We start from the raw sequence: 20,084 nt of genomic DNA on the forward strand, positions 1-20,084 counted from the left end.
TCCAGAAGGCCCGCGAGATCAACGACCGCCCCGTGGTCATCGACTTCATCGTCGGCGAGGACGCGCAGGTGTGGCCGATGGTCGCCGCCGGTGCCTCCAACTCTGACATCGAGTACGCCAAGGGCCTGCGCCCCTTCTTCGAGGGCGATGAGTCCGCCGGTGAGTCCCCGGCCGACATCCACGAGGTACTCGAGGACGCCCAGGAAGAGACCGTCGAGGAAGTCCTCGAGGACCGTGCCGAGAAGGAGAACTAGGACCATGGCCAACACCGATATCGTCCGCAACACGCTCAGCGTCCTCGTGCAGGACGTCGACGGCATCATCTCGCGCGTCGCCGGCATGTTCACCCGCCGCGGCTACAACCTCGTGTCCATCGTCTCGGCGCACACCGACACCCCGGGTATCTCGCGTATCACCATCGTGGTCGACGCGAACGAGCTGGTCATCGAGCAGGTGACCAAGCAGCTCAACAAGATCATCCCGGTGCTCAAGGTCGTGCGCCTCGAGGAGGAGTCGACCATCGCCCGCGCCATCATGCTGGTGAAGGTCAACGCCGACAACACCAACCGCCCGCAGGTTGTCGACGCCGCGAACATCTTCCGCGCCCGCGTCGTCGACGTCGCCCAGGAGTCCGTGGTCATCGAGGCCACCGGTACCCCCGGCAAGCTGCGCGCTCTGCTGGAAGTGCTTGAGCCCTTCGGTATCCGTGAGCTCATCCAGTCCGGTCAAATCGCGCTCAACCGCGGCCCGAAGACGATGGCTCCCTCCAAGTAACACCCTTTAATCCCACCAGGTGAGACGGAAAGCATGAAAGTCCCACCTGGTGGGGTACCCCTGTCTCATGTTGTGGTACAAACAACAACAGCACTTGTATAGAACGAAAGGCGAGATTTTCTCCCATGGCTATTGAACTGCTTTACGACGCCGACGCTGACCTCTCCCTGATCCAGGGCCGCAAGGTCGCCATCATCGGCTACGGCTCCCAGGGCCACGCCCACGCCCAGAACCTGCGTGACTCCGGTGTCGAGGTCGTCATCGGCCTGCGCGAGGGCTCCAAGTCCGCGGAGAAGGCCCAGGAGGCCGGCTTCGAGGTCAAGACCAACGCCGACGCCGCCGCCTGGGCCGACGTCATCATGCTGCTCGCCCCGGACACCTCCCAGAAGTCCGTCTTCGAGAACGACATCGAGCCGAACCTCAACGACGGTGACGCCCTGCTGTTCGGCCACGGCCTGAACATCCACTTCGACCTGATCAAGCCGGCCGACAACATCGTCGTCGGCATGGTCGCCCCGAAGGGCCCGGGCCACCTGGTCCGCCGCCAGTTCGTCGACGGCAAGGGCGTTCCCTGCCTCATCGCCGTCGACCAGGACCCGAAGGGCAACGGCAAGGACCTCTGCCTGTCCTACGCCGCCGCCATCGGTGGCGCCCGCGCCGGCGTCATCCCGACCACCTTCGAGGCTGAGACCGTCACCGACCTCTTCGGTGAGCAGGCTGTGCTCTGCGGTGGCACCGAGGAGCTCGTCAAGACCGGTTTCGAGGTCCTCGTCGAGGCTGGCTACGAGCCCGAGATGGCCTACTTCGAGTGCCTGCATGAGCTCAAGCTCATCGTTGACCTCATGTTCGAGGGCGGCATTGCCAACATGAACTACTCCGTCTCCGACACCGCCGAGTTCGGTGGCTACCTCTCCGGCCCGCGCGTCATCGACGCCGACACGAAGAACCGCATGAAGGACATCCTCACCGACATCCAGGACGGCACCTTCACCAAGCGCCTCATCGACAACGTCGAGAACGGCAACACCGAGCTCGAGGGCCTGCGCAAGGATTACGCCGAGCACCAGATCGAGGAGACCGGCGCCAAGCTCCGCGATCTCATGAGCTGGGTCAAGGTGGAGCTCAACGAGACCGCCTAGTTTCCCGCTTATCGACGCCCCGCTGGCTGCCCCAGCGGGGCTTCGTTGTTATGTCACAACTCTTACGGGCCCGTTGCGTACTTATAGGTGGTTCAAACCACCGGTAAGTACGCAACGGGCCCGTAAGAGCTGGGACCAGGCGGGGCGCGGCCTTAGGGGTGCAGCAGATCGAGCAGATGGCGGCGCAACTCCGGGTCGGGGTCGGCGTCACCGCGCGGGCGGGGCAAGTCCACGGTGATGTCGGCGATGACGGTGGCGTCGGGGGAGGGCGACATGACGAGGATACGGTCGGAGAGCAGGATGGCCTCGTCGACATCGTGGGTGACCATGACGACGGTGCGGCGGTCGGCCTCCCACAAAGACAGCAATTCGAGTTGTAGGTCGCGGCGGGTGAGGGCGTCGAGGGCTCCGAAGGGTTCGTCGAGAAGCAGAATCTCGGGCTCGACGGCGAAGGCGCGCGCGATGCCGACGCGCTGCTGCATACCGCCAGAGAGGCGGGCGGGGCGGCGTTCAGCGGCGTGCGCTAGGCCGACCGCAGCGAGGTGCTGGTCGGCGATCTCCCGGCGTTGCTGCGCTGACAGCCCAGGGCGGGTGGAACGCAGACCGAATTCAATGTTGCCGCGGGCGGTGAGCCAGGGGAGCAGTGCGTGGTCTTGGAAGACGACGGCGGGGCGGCCGTCGACAAGCACGTCACCCGTGGAAGCGCGGTCGAGGCCGGCAACCATGGAGAGGATCGTCGACTTGCCGCAGCCGGAGGGTCCCAGGAGGGAGACGAACTGGCCGGATTCGACGTCGATGGAGGTCGGCGCGATGATGCGAGTGGGGCCGTAGGAGCGGGTGATGCCGTTGAGTGTGATGGCGCTAGTCATAGCGAACGGTCCTCTGCAGGGCGGCGACGAGGTGGTCGAGGATGAGGCCGGTCAGGCCGATGATGATGATGGCGACGACGATGGCGTCGATGTCCAGGCGATTCCACATGTTCCAGACGAAGAACCCGATTCCCTGGCCGCCAACGAGCATCTCAGCGGCGATGATGACCAGCCAGGAGGTGGACAGGGACAGGCGCAGGCCGGTGATGATGCCGGGCAGGGTCGCGGGGATCCATACCTGGGTGATGGATAACCACAGCGGCGTACCCAGCGTGGAGGTGAGCTTGAGGTATGTGGGGTGGATGTGGCGGACGGCGTCGATGGTGTTGAGCAGGATCGGCCACAGGGCGGAGAGGACGATGACGAAGATGGCGGTGCGCTCGGCGTCGTGAAGCAGGGCCAGGCCGATGGGCAACCACGCCAGCGGGGACACCGGCCGGAGGATCTGCACCAGCGGGTCCAGCGCCCAGCGCAGCACCTGCAGGCGACCCAGCACGAAGCCGAGCGGGATGGCGATCGCCGCGGCCAGTACAAAGCCGGTGAGCACGCGGCGCAGTGACGTCACCAGGTGCCAGAAGATACCGACGCTACCCGGACCATCCCGGTAGAAGGGGTCGGAGAGGATCTCCACCCCGCGCTGCCACACCCCGCCGGGGGTGGGTGCGAGGGAACCTGCGGGCACGAGGCGCCAGGCCAGTAGAAACACCACAAATAAGACCAGGCCGAGCGCAACCGCGCGCAGGCGGGCACTCATGCCAGCTCCCAACGGCGCAGCTGGGTGCGCATCCACTCCAGGGCCGCCGGATCGGTGGCATCCCCGAAGTGCAGGCGCTCGGGATCGACGACCTCGTCACCAGCCCAGTTGAGGTAGCGGCCCTCGAAGACGGGCTCCAGCAGAGGAGCGGGCTGGTTGAGGTACTTCTCCGCAGAGAGCAGCTGCGCGGCTTCGGCGTGGTGGCCGGGGGAATTGAGCCAGGCGGAGGCTTCGGCCAGCGCCTCGTTCACGGCGGCGGCCTGCCCGGGGTGGGCTTCGGCCCAGTCGGTGCCCATGGCGACAGCACAGCAGGGGTGGCGGTCCCAGAACTCCTTGGTCATGTGCAGGACGCGGCCGGTGCCGGTGGCCAGGGCCCGCTGGTTGAAGGGCTCGGGGCCGACGAAGCCGTCGATGCCGCCGACCTCCAGTTGGGCGACCATGTCGGCGGGGCGCAGGAGCCGGAGTTCGAGGTCGCGGACGGGGTCGACGCCGGCGTCGATAAGCGCGCTGCGCAGCAGGAGGGAGTGGATGGAGTACTCGAAGGGAATGCCGATGACGCGCCCGCGCAGATCGCCCAGACCGGACACCGATCCGTGGAGATCGGAGGCGATCGTCAGTGCTTGTCCGTTGGTGTTGAGCGTGTAGGCCAGGGTGGTGGGGCGCGAGACCGGGGTGACCGCCATGGGGGAGAGCATGTGGGTGACGTGGAGCTGGCCCGTGAGATAAGCGGACCACAGATCGGCCCACCCGGCGAAGCGGCGCAGGGTGACGTTGAGGCCGCGGCGTCGGAAAGCGTCGAGGGCGTCGGCGATGGCGAGTGGAGCGGAGCAGGCGATGGGTACGTAGCCGATGGCCAGGCCCTCAGTGGGCTCGGGGCCAGCGAGCGCGCGGCCCCCGATGAGGCCGAGTGAGCCGAGGGCCGCGGCGCCGAGGAAGGTGCGGCGGGTGAGCGCCATGGAGAACCTCCGGTACGTGATAGACAGGATAGTCTTAAAGCAACGGGATTTACCGTACAGGTCAGTCCACAAGATCGGCCCACATTCATTCACCCGGCCCCGTCAGCGCGGACTACCCCACCCGGATAGACTCATCGCCATGGGTTTCACCACACCGAGCTATGACCTACCTGACCTGTTCGCCCGCATTGACCGCGGCGACCTGCAGCTACCGGATTTTCAGCGCTCTTATGCCTGGGACGTCGACCGGATCCGCTCGCTCATCGTCACCGTCCTGCGCGGCTACCCCGTCGGCTCATTGCTCGCTCTGGACACCCGCAACGCCCCCATGCGCTTCCGCCCGCGACCCATCGCCGGTGCCCCCGCCCCGGTCGCCGACCCCGGGCTTCTGCTTCTCGACGGCCAACAGCGCCTGACCACCCTGTATCACTGCCTGCAGGGCGACGGTGCGGTGGACACCGTTGACTTCCGTTCCAAGCGCATCCGCCGCACCTTCTACGTCGACGTCACCCGCGCCGTCGAGTCCCAGGTCATGCCCGATGAGGCGGTGTTCTCCGTTGACGATGACGGGCGCATCAAGTCCCACTTCGGTCCCGAGATCGACGGGGGCATCCCTGATCGTGACGCCGCCATTGCCCACGGCTGCCTGCCCGTCGCTGACCTGCTGTGGGAATCCGGCACTGACCTGCTCTTCGACATGGCGGCCTCGCGCCCGGACATGCGGGAGGTGGTCAAGCGTTTCTATGACCGCGTGGTCAAACCGCTGGCTGCCTACGACATCCCCATGATCCGTCTGGCCCGCGAAACCGCACAGACCGGTGTGGGCTCGATCTTCGCCCAGGCGAACTCCGCCGGCCTACAGATGGACGTCTTCGAGCTGCTCACCGCAGTCTTCGCCACCGAGGACCCGGATTTCTCCCTCGCCGCGGACTGGGAGGAGACCCGCCGCATCCTGGGCCGCTACCCGGCGCTCGACCGCATCAATCGCACGGATTTCCTCACCGCCGTATCGCTGCTGGTCACCTCCCGGGCCGGACACGCGGCGGGGCAGCGCGAGGACATCCTCAACCTCACCCTGGCCGATTACCTCCACGCCCGCCGCGAGCTGCGCATCACTTTCCTGGAGACCGCCGAGTTCCTCTCCCAGCGCTGCATGCTCACCATCGACCAGGTGCCCTACACCGCCCAGTTGATCCCCTTGGCCGTTATCTTCGCGCGCCTGGCCGACACCCCCCGCGCGCTGGCGTCGACGAAGGCGTGGGACAAGCTCAACCAGTGGTTCTGGTGCGGCATCTTCGGCGAACTCTACGGCTCCGCGGCGGTGATCAACCGTTCGGCGCGCGACGTCGACCAGGTCACCGCCTGGATCGAGGGGGCGACCACCGAGGTGCCCAAGACCATCCGCGATGCCTCCTTCTCCGAGTCCCGCTTCTTCTCGGTCCGGGAGAATTCCGGCGTCTACCAGGGAATCTACTCCTTGCTCATGGCGCGCGGGGCCCGTGATTGGCGTACTTCCCAGCCCTTTGACCGCTGGACCTTCCCCGAGCTGCACCCCGGTTTCCATCGCGTGTTCCCCAAAGAGTGGTGCCGCGACAACGCCATCGAGCCGGTTGTCGCCGATTCCATTCTCAACCGCACGCCGATGGGCAAGCGCACGGAGGTGGTCATCGACGGCTACTCGCCCACGCAGTATCTCACCCGCGTGCAGACAAAATCGCTTCTCGACGACGCCGAGTTCGACACCGTCCTCGCCACCCACGAACTCAACGTCGATTTGCTCCATCAGTCCGATTTTACGAACTTCCTGCGGGATCGCCGTTCCCGCTTCGTCGGCATGGTGGAGTACGCGATGGGCAAACCCGTGGTCAGGGACGTCGATGACCGTGACTACAGCGGCGGCGAGGAAGGCCCCAACGCGTTCAGCGAATGAACGGGGGTGGCGGGGTTAAGTGGCCTAACTCATAAACGGACAGGTCATGCCGCGGCGGGTGTCCGGACCTACTAGAGTGTTATCCGTTCCACGCTCTGGACTTTCCGGGGCCACATTTTTCATAGCTGGGAGATAACACGTGAGCAAGCCCGTCGTCCTTATCGCCGATAAGTTGGCACCGTCCACCGTTGATGCGCTCGGAGACGCCGTGGAGGTGCGCTGGGTCGACGGCCCGAACACCCCGGAGCTGCTCGCCGCCGTACCGGAGGCTGACGCCCTGCTGGTCCGCTCTGCGACCACCGTCACCCGTGAGGTCCTGGAGGCAGCCCCGAACCTGAAGATTGTCGGCCGAGCTGGCGTCGGCCTGGACAACGTCGACATCGATGCCGCCACCGAGCGTGGCGTCATGGTCGTCAACGCCCCGACCTCCAACATCCACTCCGCCTGCGAGCACGCGATCGCCCTGCTCATGGCCACCGTGCGCCAGATCCCGGCCGCCGACGCCACCCTGCGCGAGGGCGAGTGGAAGCGCTCCGCTTTCAAGGGTGTGGAGATCTTCGGCAAGACCATCGGCATCGTCGGCTTCGGTCACATCGGCCAGCTCTTTGCCCAGCGCCTGTCCGCTTTTGAGACCGAGATCATCGCCTACGACCCGTACGCCAACCCGACTCGCGCCGCCCAGCTGGGTGTGGAGCTCGTCGAGCTGGAAGAGCTGGTCTCCCGCGCCGACATCATCACCATCCACCTGCCCAAGACCAAGGAGACGGCCGGCATGTTTAACGCCGAGCTGCTCGCCAAGTCCAAGAAGGGCCAGATCATCATCAACGCGGCCCGCGGTGGCCTCGTCGATGAGCAGGCCCTGGCGGATGCCATCAAGTCCGGTCACATCTGGGGTGCCGGCTTCGACGTCTTCTCCACCGAACCGTGCACCGACTCCCCGCTGTTCGGTCTGCCGGAGGTCGTCGTGACCCCGCACCTGGGTGCTTCTACCGAAGAGGCCCAGGATCGCGCCGGCACCGATGTCGCCGCTTCCGTGCTCAAGGCCCTGGCCGGCGAGTTCGTCCCGGATGCCGTCAACGTTTCCGGCGGTCGCGTCGGCGAAGAGGTTTCCCTGTGGCTGGATCTGACCCGCAAGCTGGGTCTGCTGGCCGGCCAGCTGCTCGACGCCGCCCCCGTCGCCGTCGAGGTTGAGGCCCGCGGCGAGCTCTCCTCCGAGGATGACCTCTCCGTGCTCGGCCTTTCCGCCGTCCGCGGCCTGTTCTCTGCCACCACTGATGAGCCGGTCACCTTCGTCAACGCCCCGCAGATCGCTGAGACCCGCGGCCTGGACTACAAGGTGGATACCGCCACCGAGTCCACCACCCACCGCTCCGGTGTGGAGGTCAAGGTCATCGGTTCCGATGGTTCCTCCCGCTCCGTCGTGGGTGCCCTCACCGGCCTGGAGCGCGTGGAGAAGATCGTGCGTATCGACGACCGCGGCCTCGACATGCGCGCCGAGGGCCGCAACCTCTTCCTCGAGTACACCGACGCCCCGGGTGCCCTGGGCAAGGTGGGCTCCCAGCTGGGCGAGGCCGGCATCAACATCGAGGCTGCTGCTCTGACCCAGGCTGCCAAGGGCGACGGCGCCATCCTGGTGCTGCGCGTTGACGCTGAGGTCCCGGAGGCTCTGGTCACCCAGATCTCCGAGTCCCTGGGCGCCTCCAACGCCATCCAGCTCGACCTGGACTAACTGGCTTTTCGACGGCGTGCCACCCCGGTCCCATCCTCAGGGCCCGGGGTGGCACGTCGTCGGCGTTTCCGGGTCTAGTCCGGCATGATGCTCGGGTCGACGACACCCACTGCGACGGCCAGGTCCTCCCAACTCATGCCGACGCACTTGAACACGCGGGGGCGGGTAGAGTCCACCTCCACCTGACCACGGACCAGGTCGACCAGTTCTAGTACGTCGCTCTCAGCGAGTACCCCCTCGCGCACCGGTTGGATGACATCGCCGGCCTCGCGCAGCGCGGTCGCCCGGTCCTCGACAAACACCTGCGAGCGGGACATGAGCTGTGAGTCGAGCTCCCGGTAGTCGGGCTCGTGCGAGCCCATGGCGACGACGACGGCGTGGTCGGGGACGAGCGCGCCGTCGAAAAGCGGGGTGGGGGCGGAGGTACAGCAGACGATGAGCCCCGCGTCGGCGACGTCGTCCGGCTCACCGGCCCGGGCTTGAAGGCCCAGGTCACGGGCCGCCGTGATGGTGTCCTCGACGCGCCCGGCATTGCGGCCACAGACGACGACTTCCCCTAGTGCGCGCACCTCCGCCATCGCCGCGATGTGGCTGTGCGCCTGCGGGCCCGTGCCGAAAACCACCATCTTCTCGATCGACTCCGGTGCCAGATAATCCACGGCGACCGCGCTGACGGCGGGGGTACGCAGGGTGGTCAGCGAATTACCCTCCATGAAGGCTTGCGGCGTGAGGGTCTCGGTGTCGTGCAGCAGGTACATCGCCTGGATACGTGGGCGGTCCTTCGACGGGTTATCCGGGGAGACGGTCGCGATCTTCGTGCCCGTCCAGGCGCCCAGCACCGAAGGCATGAGCAGCATATGGCCGCTACCTGCGGGAATATTCACCCGCGCGGGGTCGACCTCCGGACGGAATCCCCCTTGCAGGGCGTTGTCGAGTAGGCGGCGGGCGCGGCCGACGGAGACGGCCGCGGCGATGTCAGTGGGGGAGTAGTAGGGAAGATTCATGGGTTCCTTTCGAGGGGGTCGTTGGCTGCTTCCCGACGCGCGATGGCCGGCGCGAAGATGACGGCCACCAGCGAGATGGAGGCAGTGATGATGATGTAGATGGCGATGGGGTGCCACTGGTCGTTGAACTCGTGGAGCAGCCAGGTGGCGATGAGCGGGGCGGTACCACCGGCCAGGGCGGCACCGATCTGGTAACCGAGGGTGACGCCGGTGTAGCGGATGCGGGCAGAGAAGATCTCGGAGCTCATCGTGCCGAGCGTGCCGGTGACCGGCGGCCACACTACGCCGAGTCCGATGACGACAGCCGCGAATACTGCCCAGTTCGCCCCAGTGTCCAAAAGTAGGAAGAAGGGGAAGGCAAAGGCGGCGATGGCCAGCGCGCCCGTGACGTAGACCCGGGTGCGTCCCACCCGGTCGGAGAGTGCACCCATGACGGGGATCATGAACGTCGACACGAGGGCGCCGAGACTGACGGCGTTGAGGACAGTGGAGCGTTCGAAGCTGAGGGTGCCGGTTGCATACGAGGCGACGAAGGTGGCGAAGATGTAGAAAGGCGCAGTCTCCACGATCTTGATGCCCACCGAGACGAGGACGGCGGGGAAATGGTGGCGCATGGTCTCCAGGATCGGCAGCTTTGCGACGCCGTCTTCCTCCCGCGCTGCTTTGAAGTGCGGTGTCTCGCCCAGCCCGGATCGGATCCACAGTCCGACGAGGACCAGCGCGATGGAGGCGATGAACGGGATGCGCCAGCCCCAACCGAGGAGGAAGTCGTCGCCGAAGAAGGACACTGCTGCGAAGGCAAGGGAGGACAGCAGCATGCCGATGGTGATGCCCATCTGAGGAACTGAACCGAAGAAGCCACGGCGCTTGGCGGGGGCGTTCTCGAAGGCGAGCAGCATCGCGCCACCCCATTCGCCGCCGATGGCCAGACCCTGAATAATACGGAAGATCACGAGCAGGATCGGCGCGGCGACGCCGATCTGGTCATAGGTGGGGATCAGACCGATGGCGACGGTGGCAACGCCCATCATCACCAGGGTGACTACGAGAGTGACTTTTCGGCCGACGCGGTCACCGAAGTGGGAGAAGATGATGCCGCCGAAGGGCCGGACGAAGAACGTCAGTGCCAGTGTCAGGTACGAGAGCATCTGGGAGACGAAAGGGTCCTCGGTGGGGAAGAACTGATGGTTGAAGATCAGTGCTGAGGCCGTCGCGTAAAGGAAGAAGTCGTACCACTCGATGGAGCTTCCGGCGAGGGAGCCAGCGAGGACGCGGCGTTCGCGTCTTTTTTCGGTGGGCGGGCTGGAACTGGCTTCGGACATGGTATGTGCCTTCGCATCAGGGAACAGTGGATGTGATTGGAGACACAGTACAATGTTACTGCTGTAGACGTCCAGGGTGGAGCGAGGAACAGGGTGGCCGAGAGTCGAACTCAGGCCCACACGCCGGTGACGTGGCCTAGGTGGGCGGCGATGATCCTGTTCATGCGCTCGGGGTCGCGTTCGGCGATAGCGTCGACGATATCGAGGTGCTCGCGTGCGGTTTTCTCCAGCTCGCCTTGTTCGGCCAGCGCGCGCAGGCCAGTGAGGCGGGCAAGTGAGCGGAGGGAGCGGACGTGGCGGACGGCGACGTCATTGCCCGCTTCCCTCAGGAGTCCCAGGTGGAGCGAGGTGTCGAGGCGGATGAACTCGATAAGATCGCCATCGATGGCGGCCTGTAGGGAATCCTCCGCCAGGCACCGGGCGGCTTGAAGCTGGGCGTCCGGCATGCCGGAGGCGGAAATGCGCAGCATGAGGGGGATCTCGATGAAACCACGCAGCTCGACGTGTTGGGCGCGCGTCTCAGGGGAGAATTCGAGTACCCGGTAGCCCTTATATCTCAGGGCCCGTACGTGTCCCTCGGTGGCCAGATCGAGCATGGCCTCGCGGACTGGAGTGGCTGAGATCCCGAACTCCTCTGCCAGGGTGGGGGCACTGAGTATCACCCCGGGCGTGATGTCGCCGACAATGAAAGCGTGGCGCAGGTGCTCCGCGACCTGTTCGCGGAGGGGCATGTCCCGTGGCTCGTCGAGGCGGGGGAGGCGGAGCGAGTCGGGGAGTGAGGGCATATCGCGCATTATGCCGTAAGCCCATCGTTTTTAGGTTCTAAGGAGACGCCAGTCATGTGGACCGGGTTGTCTGCCTTAAGCCCGTACCGGGCACTTTCATTCACGCCCCCTGCGTGTAAAGGCCCAGCTAGCACACTCGCATATCGTGCACCTTGCCCATACTAGACAACACGGTATGGATAAAATAGACGCTGCGGTGTTCAATGGGGCGAGCACGTCACGAATCCAAGGAGAACCATGTCCGACCTCACCCCGAACCACACCGCTGGCCAGCCGCTGGAGCCGATCGACGCCGAGAAGCTGGCCCAGCTGGCGCAGAAGAACATCGATAACCCGGAGGGTGGGCGTAAGACGATCCGCACCCACACCGAGGCCGACGGCAAGTTCCGCAACTACACTCAGGTCCGTGACCTGGCCCCGGTATTGGTCTCTGAGCCGCCGGCGCTGCTCGGCGATGACACTGCCCCGAACCCCACGGAGATCGCCCAGGCTGGTCTGGCGGCGTGTATCTCGGTGGGTATTCAGGCCATCGCGACGCACCGCGGCGTTACGCTGACCAAGATCGCCATTGACATTGAGTCGGACATCGATGTTTCCCCGACGTGGGGTGTTGGTGATCTCAACGAGGGCAAGCGCCCGGGTGTGTCGGATGTCCGCGTCAGCGTGGAGATCGAGGGTGACGCTGACCGCGAGACCCTGCAGCAGATCCACGATGATGCCATCCAGTGGTCCCCGGTGGTTAACACCTACACCCGCCCGGCCGTCCTGACCTCGAAGCTGGTCTAAGCCATGGCGACCGCACTTCTTGACACCATCGCCGGCAACGCCTCTGCCGTCGACCGCAACGAACTGTCCGCCCGCTACGGCATTGAGCTGCTGGGTTCCCAGCAGCTTTTCATCCGCGAGGATCTGCAGGCTACGGCCCGCCAGCTGCGGGAGATCGCTGCTGTGGACCTCTCCGTCGCCTTCGGTATCTGGGCGCACACCATGGTCATCACCTACCTGCGCCAGGCTGACACTCCTTATGTCCGCTACGTCCTCCCGGCCCTGGAAAACGGCACCCGTCCCGGCGTGACGGGCATGGCCCCGGCCTTCAAGGAGGCCGCTGGAGCCGGCACCATTGATCTGACCGCCACCCCGACCGAGGATGGGTACGTCCTCAACGGCAAGCTGGCCTGGGCCTCCAACCTGGCCGATGACGCGGTGATCGTCACCGCCGCCCGCACCCCCGCAGGGGAGCGCCTGCTTTTTGCCTTTGATGGAGGTGCCCCGGGCGTCACCCTGGGCACCCCCTTCGCGCTGCTGGGCCTCAACGCCACTTCCTCGGCCGGCATCACACTGGACAACGTCCCCGTTCCGGAGAGCCAGGTCCTCTCCCGTGACTTCGAGGCCTTCATTTCGGCTGTCCGCCCGACTTTCCTCATCCTCCAGACCTCGGAATGCCTGGGCGTGGCCGATGCCGCCATCGACGCCGCCGCCACCCGCCTGAACGGGGTGAATGAGGTGCTCACCGAGGACGTCGAGAAGCTGCGGGCCGAGATCACCGCGCTGATCCAGGAACAGGAACGCCTCGCCGAGGAAGCTGCCCCGGATCGCATCAGCCTGTTGGAGCTGCGCTTGGCCGCCGCCCGGGCAGCGGTGGACGCCACCGCCCTGGAGGTCCGCGTCGCCGGGGGTGCGGGCTACGCGCAGTCTTCCCCGGCGTCCCGTCGTTTCCGTGAAGCGGCGTTTATTCCGGTACAGTCGCCGTCCGAGACCCAGTTGACGTGGGAGCTTCGTCGCGCGAAGCAGGAGGGATAAGGATGACCGTGGCCGATAGAACTGTCACCGGTGAGCAGTTGCGTGCCGTCGTGGGTACTTTCCCCTCGGGCGTCACGGTGGTCACCACCCTTCGGGAGGATGGCACGGATGTCGGCCTGACGGTCTCCGCATTTTCTTCGCTGTCGCTGGAACCGGCGATGGTGCTCCTGGCGGTGGACAACAATTCCACCTCGCTGCCGTACCTCACGGTCGGCGCCCCGGTGGGTATCTCGGTGCTGGCCGATGGCCAGGGGCCGATCGCGTATCAGTTCTCGCGGCGCGGGGTGGACCGGTTCGCAGGCGTCGATACGCATCGTGGGGCGCGCGGTGTCGCGCTTATCGACGCCGCCGCAGCCTACTTCGCCGGCGACATCACCGCCGCGTACCCGGGCGGGGATCACACCATATTGACGGTGGCTGTCCATGATTGCGGGACCCACGCCTCGGCTCGGCCGTTGCTGTACCAGCGCGGTCAGGTGCACGATTGGCCGGAGTACCAGATTTAGGGGCCTGCGGCCGGTGGGGCTGCTAGAATCGCCAGCAGTCCAGCAGGTGAGAAAGGAATCCCACAGCATGAAACTTGCAGTTATTGGCGGCGACGGCATCGGCCCGGAGGTCACCGACGAGGCGCTTAAGGTGCTCCGCGCAGTCCGCGACGACATTGAGACCACCGATTATGATCTCGGCGCCCGCCGCTACCTCAAGAACGGCGAGCTGCTCACCGACGCCGATCTCGATTCCCTCCGCGAGCACGACGCCATCCTCCTTGGCGCGATCGGCGCCCCCGATTCCGTCCCCCCGGGAGTCCTGGAGCGCGGCTTGCTGCTCAAGATGCGTTTCGCCCTTGACCACCACGTCAACCTGCGCCCTTCCAAGCTTTTCGACGGTGTCGAGTCCCCGCTGAAGAACCCGGGCGAGATCGACTTCGTCGTCGTCCGTGAGGGCACCGAGGGCGCCTACACCGGCAACGGTGGCGCCATCCGCGTCGGCACCCCGCACGAGGTGGCCAACGAGACCTCCGTCAACACCCGCTACGGTGCCGAGCGCGTCGTCCGCTACGCCTTCGAGCTGGCCATGACCCGCCGCAAGCACCTCACCCTGGTCCACAAGACCAACGTGCTCGTCCACGGCGGCGGCATGTGGCAGCGCACCGTCGATGAGGTCGCCGCCGAGTACCCGGAGGTCACCGTCGAGTACTCGCATATCGACGCCGCGACCATCTACCTCATCACCAATCCCTCGCGTTTCGATGTCATCGTCACCGACAACCTCTTCGGCGACATCATCACCGATGAGGCAGGTGCCGTATCCGGCGGCATCGGCCTGGCCGCCTCCGGCAACATTGACGCCACCGGCACCAACCCCTCCATGTTTGAGCCTGTCCACGGTTCCGCCCCGGACATCACCGGCCAGGGCATCGCCGATCCGACCGCCGCGATCCTGTCCGCGGCCATGCTGCTGCGCCACCTCGGCGACGAGGATAATGCCGCCCGCATCGAGGCCGCCGTCGCAGACGATGTGGCCAGCCGCACTGGACAGATCCGCACCACCGAGGTCGGTGACCGCATCGCCGCCGCCCTGCAGTAACGTGTCTGCATAAGCACACCCATATATAAAAGGAGCATCCATGAGGCGACTGACGGCCGCGCTGACCCTGACCACCACGCTGACCCTCATCGCCGGATGCTCCACCTCCGCCGACAACGGCAGTAGCGGCACAAGGGATTCCGGTCGTCCCACCTTAGAGATGGCCTCCTCCGAGGTCATCGCGGATGCGGCCGACAACGGAGTGGACACCTCCGCCCGCCTCTTCGAGGAATCGGAGGTGGTCATCGTCGCCGCGGACACCCCGGAGGACCTCTCCCGCGGCGTCCACCTGGCGATCGCCGGCGGCGCGCCGTTGCTCACCGCCGGCGACCAGCCCGCCGTCGATGCGGAGATCGAGCGACTCGGCGCCTCCCACATCGTCACCGTCGGTGAGGTCGGCCCGCTTATCGACGGCCCTGAGATCACCCCGGCACCTGCGGCGGCAACGCCGGCGTCGATAAGCGCAGGAGTGGCAGCCTCCCTCGACCGCGATACCGCGGAAGGCATGGAGGGGCTCGAGCACACCACACATCCGCTGGACATGCCGCCGATGCTGGCGACGGAGCAGACCTCGCTGGCCACGATCGGTACGGCGCGGGCCGCCGGTGCCCAAGTCCACGTCCTGTCCTACCCGGACCCGCGCATCACCTCCGAGTCGATGTCCCTGGTCACTGAACAGGACGTCATCGCCCTCGGCGATGAGTTCGGCTCCCAGGAACGCCTCGACACGGCAATCGACATGGCCGCCAACGGTGAACTGCCCGGTGGCGGCGGGCTGGTCTTCCCGGGGCGTCGCATGATCGCCTTTTACGGCCACCCTTCCGGTGACGCCCTCGGCGTCATGGGCGAGCAGCCGCCGGCCGAGGCCGTCGAGCGGGTGCAGGCGCACATCGAGAACTACCAGCCGCTGGAGGAGCAGCCGGTCATCCCGGCCTTCGAGATCATCGTCACCGTCGCCTCTGAGTTCCCCGGCGAGGACGGCAAGTTCACCAACGTGGGCAACCCGGATGACTTCCTCGGCTACATCGACGCCATCACCGAGGCCGGCGGCTACGCCTTCCTTGACCTCCAGCCCGGCCAGGCATCGTTCCTCGAGCAGGCGCAGGTCTACGAGGAGCTGCTCAAGCGCCCCAACGTTGGCCTGGCGCTCGACCCCGAGTGGAATCTACAGCCCGGCGAGCAGCCCCTGCAGCGCGTCGGCCATGCCGAAGCCGCCGAGATCAACGAGGTCTCCGAGTGGCTGGCCCAGCTCGTCCGCGACAACAACCTGCCGCAGAAGGGCCTGATCGTCCACCAGTTCCAGCTGCAGATGCTGCGCGACCGCGAGCAGATCAACACCGACCACCCCGAGCTGTCCTTCATCCTCCACGCCGACGGCCATGGTGGGCCGGAACAGAAGTTCGACACCTGGAACGTCATGCGCCAGGATCTGTCCGACGACTGGTTCATGGCCTGGAAGAACTTCATCGACGAGGACAACCCCACCTTCACTCCGGAGGAGACCTACCACAACGTCGACCCCCGCCCCTGGTTCGTCTCTTACCAGTAGCCTGGGCGCATGAGCGCGACGACGGACACGGGGCAGGCCCGTCGCTACTGGGTGAGCATCCTGGCAGCCGGTGCGGCGGGACTTGGGGTGACTTCGGCGCTGATGTTGGGTGGAGCCATCACCAGCGACATGCTCACGGCCACCATCGTCTATTACATGGTGACCTGGATCCTGTTCTGCGCGACGTATCTCACCTGGACTCACCGTCACTGGACAGGCACGGACCTGACGCAACTGCGTCCCTCCTCCCGCCAGGGGCGCGGCTGGTGGTGGGGGAGTTCAGCGGGTCTCGCCCAACCGGAATGGTGGTCCATACAGGCCGGAGTGGTCTCCGCCTTCATCGTCATCGCCGTCTCCAGCCTGCAGATCCTCGATGCCCACCTGTGGCTGCCGGCCCTGGGACTGCTCAACGTCGCTGGTTCCTGGGGGCTGATGGTCTACGCCTACGCGGAGAAATATCTCGACCTGCACCTGCGCGGTGAGCACATTGACCTACCCGCCGATCCGACCCCGGAATTCGGGGACTTCCTCTCCCACTCCGTGGCTGTGTCCACCATGACCGGCGCGGCCGCCCGCGCGCGGGCCACCCGAACCGCCATGCGCCTGCACTCACTCGTCGCCTTCGGATTCAACACCGTCATCGTGGCGATGACCGTGTCCCTGCTTTTTAGCTGATCCACTCCCCGCAGGCGGGTGGCGCAACTACGCTGAAGACATGACTGTCGAACTCGAAGAAGTCCGCGAATTCATCGCTGACCTTGAGCCCTTCACCCGCCTCCCCGAGGCGGAACTGGACGCCCTGCCCGCCCAGATGACGATGGAATACGTCCGCCGCGGGGATAACATCATCAACCACGGCGCCCCCAACGACTACCTCTACATCATCCGCTCCGGTGCGGTGGATGTCATCGATGAGGAGGACATCCTCCTCGATCGTCGTGATGCGGGTCGCAGCTTCGGCTACTCCACCCTCGTCGGTGAAAACTCCTGCCGCTACACCATGAATGCGGTCGAGGATTCCCTCCTGCTGCTGCTCCCGCGCGAGGCCTTCCGCAGCCTCGCCGAGCGCAACCCCGACATCATGCGCTTCTACTCCTCCCAGTCCCGGCGCATCCGGGCTGCCGCAGAGGAGCTGCGCGGGGACAGCTCCAATGAGGTGCTGCGCACCCGGCTGGCCGAGTTCAAGATCGCCAACCCGGTCTCTATCTCTCCGACGGCCACCATTCGTCAGGCCGCGGAACTGATGGAAGAGCACAAGGTCTCCTCCCTGCTGATCACCCAGGAAGGCCAGCTGGAGGGCATCGTCACCGACCGTGACCTGCGCGGCAGGGTAGTGGCCACAGGCCTAGACAGCACTTTGCCGGTCACCGAGATCATGACCGCGTCGCCGCGGACCGTCAGTTCCGAGACCCTCGCCTTTGAGGCGATGCTCATCATGGCGGAGATGCGTATCCATCATCTGCCGATTGTTGACGAAGGCCAGCTCACCGGAATTGTCACCACCGCGGATGTCATGCGCCTGCTGCGCCACGACCCCATCTACCTGACGGCCGAATTCTCCCGCCGCAACTCCGCCGAGGAACTCAAAGACGCTTACTCGCAGGCCTCCGAGGTGGCCGCCCGCTTCATCGAGCGCGGTGCCTCTGCCGAGGAGACCTCCGGCATCATGACCATCGCGGCTGACTCCCTCGCTCGTCGTCTCCTCAAACTCGGCGAGGATAAGTTCGGCGCCCCGCCGGTGCCTTATTCCTTCGTGGTCTTGGGCTCCCAGGGACGCCGTGAGATGGGCCTGGCCTCCGACCAGGACAACGCCCTGGTGTTGTCTAACGACTATGACGAGGCTGAGCACGGCGAGTACTTCGCCCAGCTGTCTGACTACGTCTGCCAGGGTCTGCACAACGCCGGGCAGGTCCTGTGCCCTGGCGACATGATGGCCTCCAACCCGCAGTGGCGGATGACTCGCGCGCAGTGGATCGACACCTTCCACCACTGGGTTACCGCCCCGGAACCGGACGCCCTCCTCCACGCGCAGACCTTTTTCGACTTCCGCGGCATCCATGGCGACACAGAACTGGCGGACTTTGTGCACAACAATGCCGTCGGGATCGCTCGGGGCGCCCGCCGGACACATGCTCACCTGGCGGCGCTGGCGGCACGCCGGGAACCACCCCTCGGCTTCTTCCGTGGACTGGTGGTTGACCGTTCGGGCGAATACGCCAACACCCTCAACGTGAAGAAGGGCGGCACCGCCGGCATTGTCCAGATGGGCCGCCTGTTCGCCCTGGCCAGCGGAGTCACCTCGCTGGGCACCCGCCAGCGCCTGCTGGAAGGTGCCGCCGCCGGCGCGGTCTCCGAGCGGGGCGCCCACGATCTGGTCGATGCTTTCGACTACCTCAACTCCATTATCCTGCGCCACCAGGCGATCCAGCTGCGGGAGGGCACCGTCCCGGACTACAACATCGATCCCTCCAAGCTGGGCAAGATGGACCGCGAGCACCTGCGCGACAGCTTCCAGATCATCAAGAGCATCCAGAATGCGCTGGCCACCAAGTACATGGTGAGGAACATCTGATGTGGCCCTTCCGCTCCGACCCGGCGAAAAAAGCCACCGGGCCGCTCAAAGAGTTCTACGAGGTCCCCGCACCAGATCCCCGCACCCCGTTGGATGAGTTGCGCCTGCTGGCCGTCGACGTGGAGACCACCGGCCTCAAACCGGAGAAGAACCAGTTGGTGTCCATCGGGTGGGTGCCGGTCGACGGCGGCAGCATCGACCTCTCCGGCGCGGGCTATGTCATCCTGCGTGGCTCGGAGGGTTTCACGGTGGGCCCCTCGGCCACGATCCACCACCTCACCGACGATGAAATCGCCGCCGGCATCGATCCGCAGGACGCGGTTGCCCAGTTCCTCAAGGCCCTACAGGGGCGCGCCATGCTGGCCCATTTCGCGGCGATGGAGGAGGGGTTCATCTCCCGTGCCTGCGAGCAGTACTTCGGCGCGCCACTGAAGGTGACAACGGTGGACACCTTCGCCATGGAACGCCGCCACATGGAACGCATGGGCACCTACCCGCGCGGTGAGGACCTGCGCCTGGCCCGCGTCCGCGCCCGCTACGGGCTGCCCGGCTACCGCAACCACAACGCGCTCACCGATGCGTTGGCGTGCGCGGAGCAGTACCTCGCGCACCGGGTGACGCTGAATGTCGACTCGCTCAAGGACGTCATGGAATGATGCCCCGGGGCGGTATGTAAGGTATTGCCCATGCGCTTTGGAAGAATCGCCCACCCTGAGGGCTTCAGTTTCGTCGTCATCGACGGTGAAGGCAACGGCGTCGATGACGTTGCCGGCCTCACCGCCAAGGAAATCAAGGACACCCCTTTCACCGAGCCGGAGTACACCGGCCGGGAGTGGCCGCTGGCGGATGTGCGTCTGCTCGCCCCGACCCTGCCCAGCAAGGTCGTGGCCATCGGCCGCAACTACGCCGACCACGTCGCCGAGGTGTTCAAGGAGTCCGCGGAGCACCTGCCGCCGACCCTGTTCCTCAAGCCGCCGACTGCTGTCATTGGTCCGGATGCCGCGATCAAGATCCCCGATTTTGCCACCAAGGTCGAGTTCGAAGGTGAGCTGGCGGTCGTCGTCGGCCAGGTCGCCAAGAACGTCAAGGCTGCTGACTGGAAGTCAGTGGTCCGTGGCTTCACCATCGTCAACGATGTCTCCTCCCGCGACCTCCAGTTCAAGGACGGCCAGTGGGCCCGCGCCAAGGGCATTGACACTTTCTGCCCGCTGGGCCCCTGGATCGAGACCGATATCGATTCCTTCGACCTGGACAACCTCTCCATCAAGGCCCACCTCACCCACGATGGTGAGCGCACCACCAAGCAGGACTCTA

At 65.7% G+C, this 20,084-nt stretch carries 19 protein-coding genes and 1 pseudogene; 14 read left to right on the forward strand and 6 right to left on the reverse strand.

From position 1 onward, the window contains the following. The 3 genes and pseudogenes from Q4G50_RS12245 to ilvC form a co-directional block, all read left to right on the forward strand. A pseudogene (locus Q4G50_RS12245) lies at positions 1 to 254 on the forward strand (acetolactate synthase large subunit); the annotation flags it as partial. 4 nt (positions 255 to 258) lie between these two features. Beyond that, positions 259 to 774 (forward strand): acetolactate synthase small subunit, encoded by a 516-nt coding sequence (gene ilvN / locus Q4G50_RS12250; protein ID WP_085549751.1) that lies wholly within the window; start codon positions 259 to 261, stop codon positions 772 to 774. 125 nt (positions 775 to 899) lie between these two features. Beyond that, on the forward strand, positions 900 to 1,913 hold the full coding sequence (gene ilvC / locus Q4G50_RS12255) for a ketol-acid reductoisomerase (RefSeq protein ID WP_303377933.1): 1,014 nt from the start codon (positions 900 to 902) through the stop codon (positions 1,911 to 1,913). A gap of 152 nt (positions 1,914 to 2,065) precedes the next feature. Here ilvC and Q4G50_RS12260 read toward each other — a convergent pair whose 3' ends face one another. From Q4G50_RS12260 to Q4G50_RS12270, 3 genes are read right to left on the reverse strand one after another with little or no spacing between them, the layout of a single operon-like run. Continuing rightward, on the reverse strand, positions 2,066 to 2,782 hold the full coding sequence (locus tag Q4G50_RS12260) for an ABC transporter ATP-binding protein (protein WP_303377934.1): 717 nt from the start codon (positions 2,780 to 2,782) through the stop codon (positions 2,066 to 2,068). Continuing rightward, positions 2,775 to 3,536: an ABC transporter permease gene (locus tag Q4G50_RS12265; protein ID WP_303377935.1), complete on the reverse strand. Its 762-nt coding sequence runs from the start codon at positions 3,534 to 3,536 to the stop codon at positions 2,775 to 2,777. Before Q4G50_RS12265 ends, Q4G50_RS12260 begins: the two co-directional genes overlap by 8 nt. Further along, the gene (locus Q4G50_RS12270; protein ID WP_303377936.1) at positions 3,533 to 4,492 is read right to left on the reverse strand and encodes an ABC transporter substrate-binding protein; all 960 of its coding nucleotides are present in this window, start codon (positions 4,490 to 4,492) and stop codon (positions 3,533 to 3,535) included. The genes Q4G50_RS12265 and Q4G50_RS12270 overlap by 4 nt, the downstream gene beginning before the upstream one ends. A gap of 139 nt (positions 4,493 to 4,631) precedes the next feature. Here Q4G50_RS12270 and Q4G50_RS12275 point away from each other — a divergent pair, with 139 nt between their 5' ends. Together Q4G50_RS12275 and serA are read left to right on the forward strand one after the other, a co-directional pair. After that, entirely contained in the window at positions 4,632 to 6,422 is a 1,791-nt protein-coding gene (locus Q4G50_RS12275; protein ID WP_303377937.1) for a DUF262 domain-containing protein, read from the forward strand. Between the two features lie 139 nt (positions 6,423 to 6,561). Then, positions 6,562 to 8,151 (forward strand): phosphoglycerate dehydrogenase, encoded by a 1,590-nt coding sequence (serA, locus tag Q4G50_RS12280; RefSeq protein ID WP_303377938.1) that lies wholly within the window; start codon positions 6,562 to 6,564, stop codon positions 8,149 to 8,151. Between the two features lie 74 nt (positions 8,152 to 8,225). Here serA and Q4G50_RS12285 read toward each other — a convergent pair whose 3' ends face one another. From Q4G50_RS12285 to Q4G50_RS12295, 3 genes are all read right to left on the reverse strand, one after another. After that, positions 8,226 to 9,155, reverse strand: a complete 930-nt coding sequence (locus Q4G50_RS12285) for an ornithine cyclodeaminase family protein (RefSeq protein ID WP_303377939.1) — start codon at positions 9,153 to 9,155, stop codon at positions 8,226 to 8,228. Continuing rightward, entirely contained in the window at positions 9,152 to 10,477 is a 1,326-nt protein-coding gene (locus Q4G50_RS12290) for an MFS transporter (RefSeq protein ID WP_303377940.1), read from the reverse strand. The genes Q4G50_RS12285 and Q4G50_RS12290 overlap by 4 nt, the downstream gene beginning before the upstream one ends. A 110-nt stretch (positions 10,478 to 10,587) precedes the next feature. Further along, positions 10,588 to 11,262: a GntR family transcriptional regulator gene (locus tag Q4G50_RS12295; RefSeq protein ID WP_303377941.1), complete on the reverse strand. Its 675-nt coding sequence runs from the start codon at positions 11,260 to 11,262 to the stop codon at positions 10,588 to 10,590. 237 nt (positions 11,263 to 11,499) lie between these two features. On the opposite strand from Q4G50_RS12295, the gene Q4G50_RS12300 reads away from it, so the two are divergent. From Q4G50_RS12300 to Q4G50_RS12340, 9 genes are all read left to right on the forward strand, one after another. After that, positions 11,500 to 12,048, forward strand: coding sequence for an OsmC family protein (locus tag Q4G50_RS12300; protein ID WP_303377942.1), 549 nt, complete (start codon positions 11,500 to 11,502; stop codon positions 12,046 to 12,048). 3 nt (positions 12,049 to 12,051) lie between these two features. Further along, positions 12,052 to 13,062 (forward strand): acyl-CoA dehydrogenase, encoded by a 1,011-nt coding sequence (locus tag Q4G50_RS12305; protein ID WP_303377943.1) that lies wholly within the window; start codon positions 12,052 to 12,054, stop codon positions 13,060 to 13,062. A 2-nt stretch (positions 13,063 to 13,064) separates the two neighbouring features. Further along, positions 13,065 to 13,568 (forward strand): flavin reductase family protein, encoded by a 504-nt coding sequence (locus Q4G50_RS12310; RefSeq protein WP_303377944.1) that lies wholly within the window; start codon positions 13,065 to 13,067, stop codon positions 13,566 to 13,568. Positions 13,569 to 13,635: 67 nt separating this feature from the next. After that, a complete protein-coding gene (locus tag Q4G50_RS12315) occupies positions 13,636 to 14,649 on the forward strand; it encodes a 3-isopropylmalate dehydrogenase (protein ID WP_303377945.1) in 1,014 nt (337 codons plus the stop codon). 40 nt (positions 14,650 to 14,689) lie between these two features. Further along, a complete protein-coding gene (locus tag Q4G50_RS12320) occupies positions 14,690 to 16,198 on the forward strand; it encodes a cell wall-binding repeat-containing protein (protein WP_303377946.1) in 1,509 nt (502 codons plus the stop codon). 9 nt (positions 16,199 to 16,207) lie between these two features. Further along, positions 16,208 to 16,873, forward strand: a complete 666-nt coding sequence (locus Q4G50_RS12325) for a DUF1345 domain-containing protein (protein ID WP_303377947.1) — start codon at positions 16,208 to 16,210, stop codon at positions 16,871 to 16,873. Positions 16,874 to 16,913: 40 nt separating this feature from the next. Continuing rightward, positions 16,914 to 18,770, forward strand: a complete 1,857-nt coding sequence (locus Q4G50_RS12330; protein WP_303377948.1) for a DUF294 nucleotidyltransferase-like domain-containing protein — start codon at positions 16,914 to 16,916, stop codon at positions 18,768 to 18,770. Further along, positions 18,770 to 19,426: an exonuclease domain-containing protein gene (locus Q4G50_RS12335; protein WP_303377949.1), complete on the forward strand. Its 657-nt coding sequence runs from the start codon at positions 18,770 to 18,772 to the stop codon at positions 19,424 to 19,426. Before Q4G50_RS12330 ends, Q4G50_RS12335 begins: the two co-directional genes overlap by 1 nt. A gap of 30 nt (positions 19,427 to 19,456) precedes the next feature. After that, positions 19,457 to 20,084: fumarylacetoacetate hydrolase family protein (locus tag Q4G50_RS12340; RefSeq protein ID WP_303377950.1), on the forward strand; the 628-nt coding region annotated here is incomplete at its 3' end.

Origin of the sequence: Corynebacterium sp. (genome assembly GCF_030538285.1) — a bacterium.
In the GTDB taxonomy this organism is placed as follows: Bacteria; Actinomycetota; Actinomycetes; order Mycobacteriales; family Mycobacteriaceae; genus Corynebacterium.

Bases quoted from the DNA above. Each gene is read 5' to 3' on its own strand.
- ilvN (WP_085549751.1), top strand. From the start codon at position 259: ATGGCCAACACCGATATCGTCCGCAACACGCTCAGCGTCCTCGTGCAG.
- ilvC (WP_303377933.1), top strand. From the start codon at position 900: ATGGCTATTGAACTGCTTTACGACGCCGACGCTGACCTCTCCCTGATC.
- Q4G50_RS12260 (WP_303377934.1), bottom strand. From the start codon at position 2,782: ATGACTAGCGCCATCACACTCAACGGCATCACCCGCTCCTACGGCCCC.
- Q4G50_RS12265 (WP_303377935.1), bottom strand. From the start codon at position 3,536: ATGAGTGCCCGCCTGCGCGCGGTTGCGCTCGGCCTGGTCTTATTTGTG.
- Q4G50_RS12270 (WP_303377936.1), bottom strand. From the start codon at position 4,492: ATGGCGCTCACCCGCCGCACCTTCCTCGGCGCCGCGGCCCTCGGCTCA.
- Q4G50_RS12275 (WP_303377937.1), top strand. From the start codon at position 4,632: ATGGGTTTCACCACACCGAGCTATGACCTACCTGACCTGTTCGCCCGC.
- Q4G50_RS12285 (WP_303377939.1), bottom strand. From the start codon at position 9,155: ATGAATCTTCCCTACTACTCCCCCACTGACATCGCCGCGGCCGTCTCC.
- Q4G50_RS12290 (WP_303377940.1), bottom strand. From the start codon at position 10,477: ATGTCCGAAGCCAGTTCCAGCCCGCCCACCGAAAAAAGACGCGAACGC.
- Q4G50_RS12295 (WP_303377941.1), bottom strand. From the start codon at position 11,262: ATGCCCTCACTCCCCGACTCGCTCCGCCTCCCCCGCCTCGACGAGCCA.
- Q4G50_RS12300 (WP_303377942.1), top strand. From the start codon at position 11,500: ATGTCCGACCTCACCCCGAACCACACCGCTGGCCAGCCGCTGGAGCCG.
- Q4G50_RS12305 (WP_303377943.1), top strand. From the start codon at position 12,052: ATGGCGACCGCACTTCTTGACACCATCGCCGGCAACGCCTCTGCCGTC.
- Q4G50_RS12310 (WP_303377944.1), top strand. From the start codon at position 13,065: ATGACCGTGGCCGATAGAACTGTCACCGGTGAGCAGTTGCGTGCCGTC.
- Q4G50_RS12315 (WP_303377945.1), top strand. From the start codon at position 13,636: ATGAAACTTGCAGTTATTGGCGGCGACGGCATCGGCCCGGAGGTCACC.
- Q4G50_RS12320 (WP_303377946.1), top strand. From the start codon at position 14,690: ATGAGGCGACTGACGGCCGCGCTGACCCTGACCACCACGCTGACCCTC.
- Q4G50_RS12325 (WP_303377947.1), top strand. From the start codon at position 16,208: ATGAGCGCGACGACGGACACGGGGCAGGCCCGTCGCTACTGGGTGAGC.
- Q4G50_RS12330 (WP_303377948.1), top strand. From the start codon at position 16,914: ATGACTGTCGAACTCGAAGAAGTCCGCGAATTCATCGCTGACCTTGAG.
- Q4G50_RS12335 (WP_303377949.1), top strand. From the start codon at position 18,770: ATGTGGCCCTTCCGCTCCGACCCGGCGAAAAAAGCCACCGGGCCGCTC.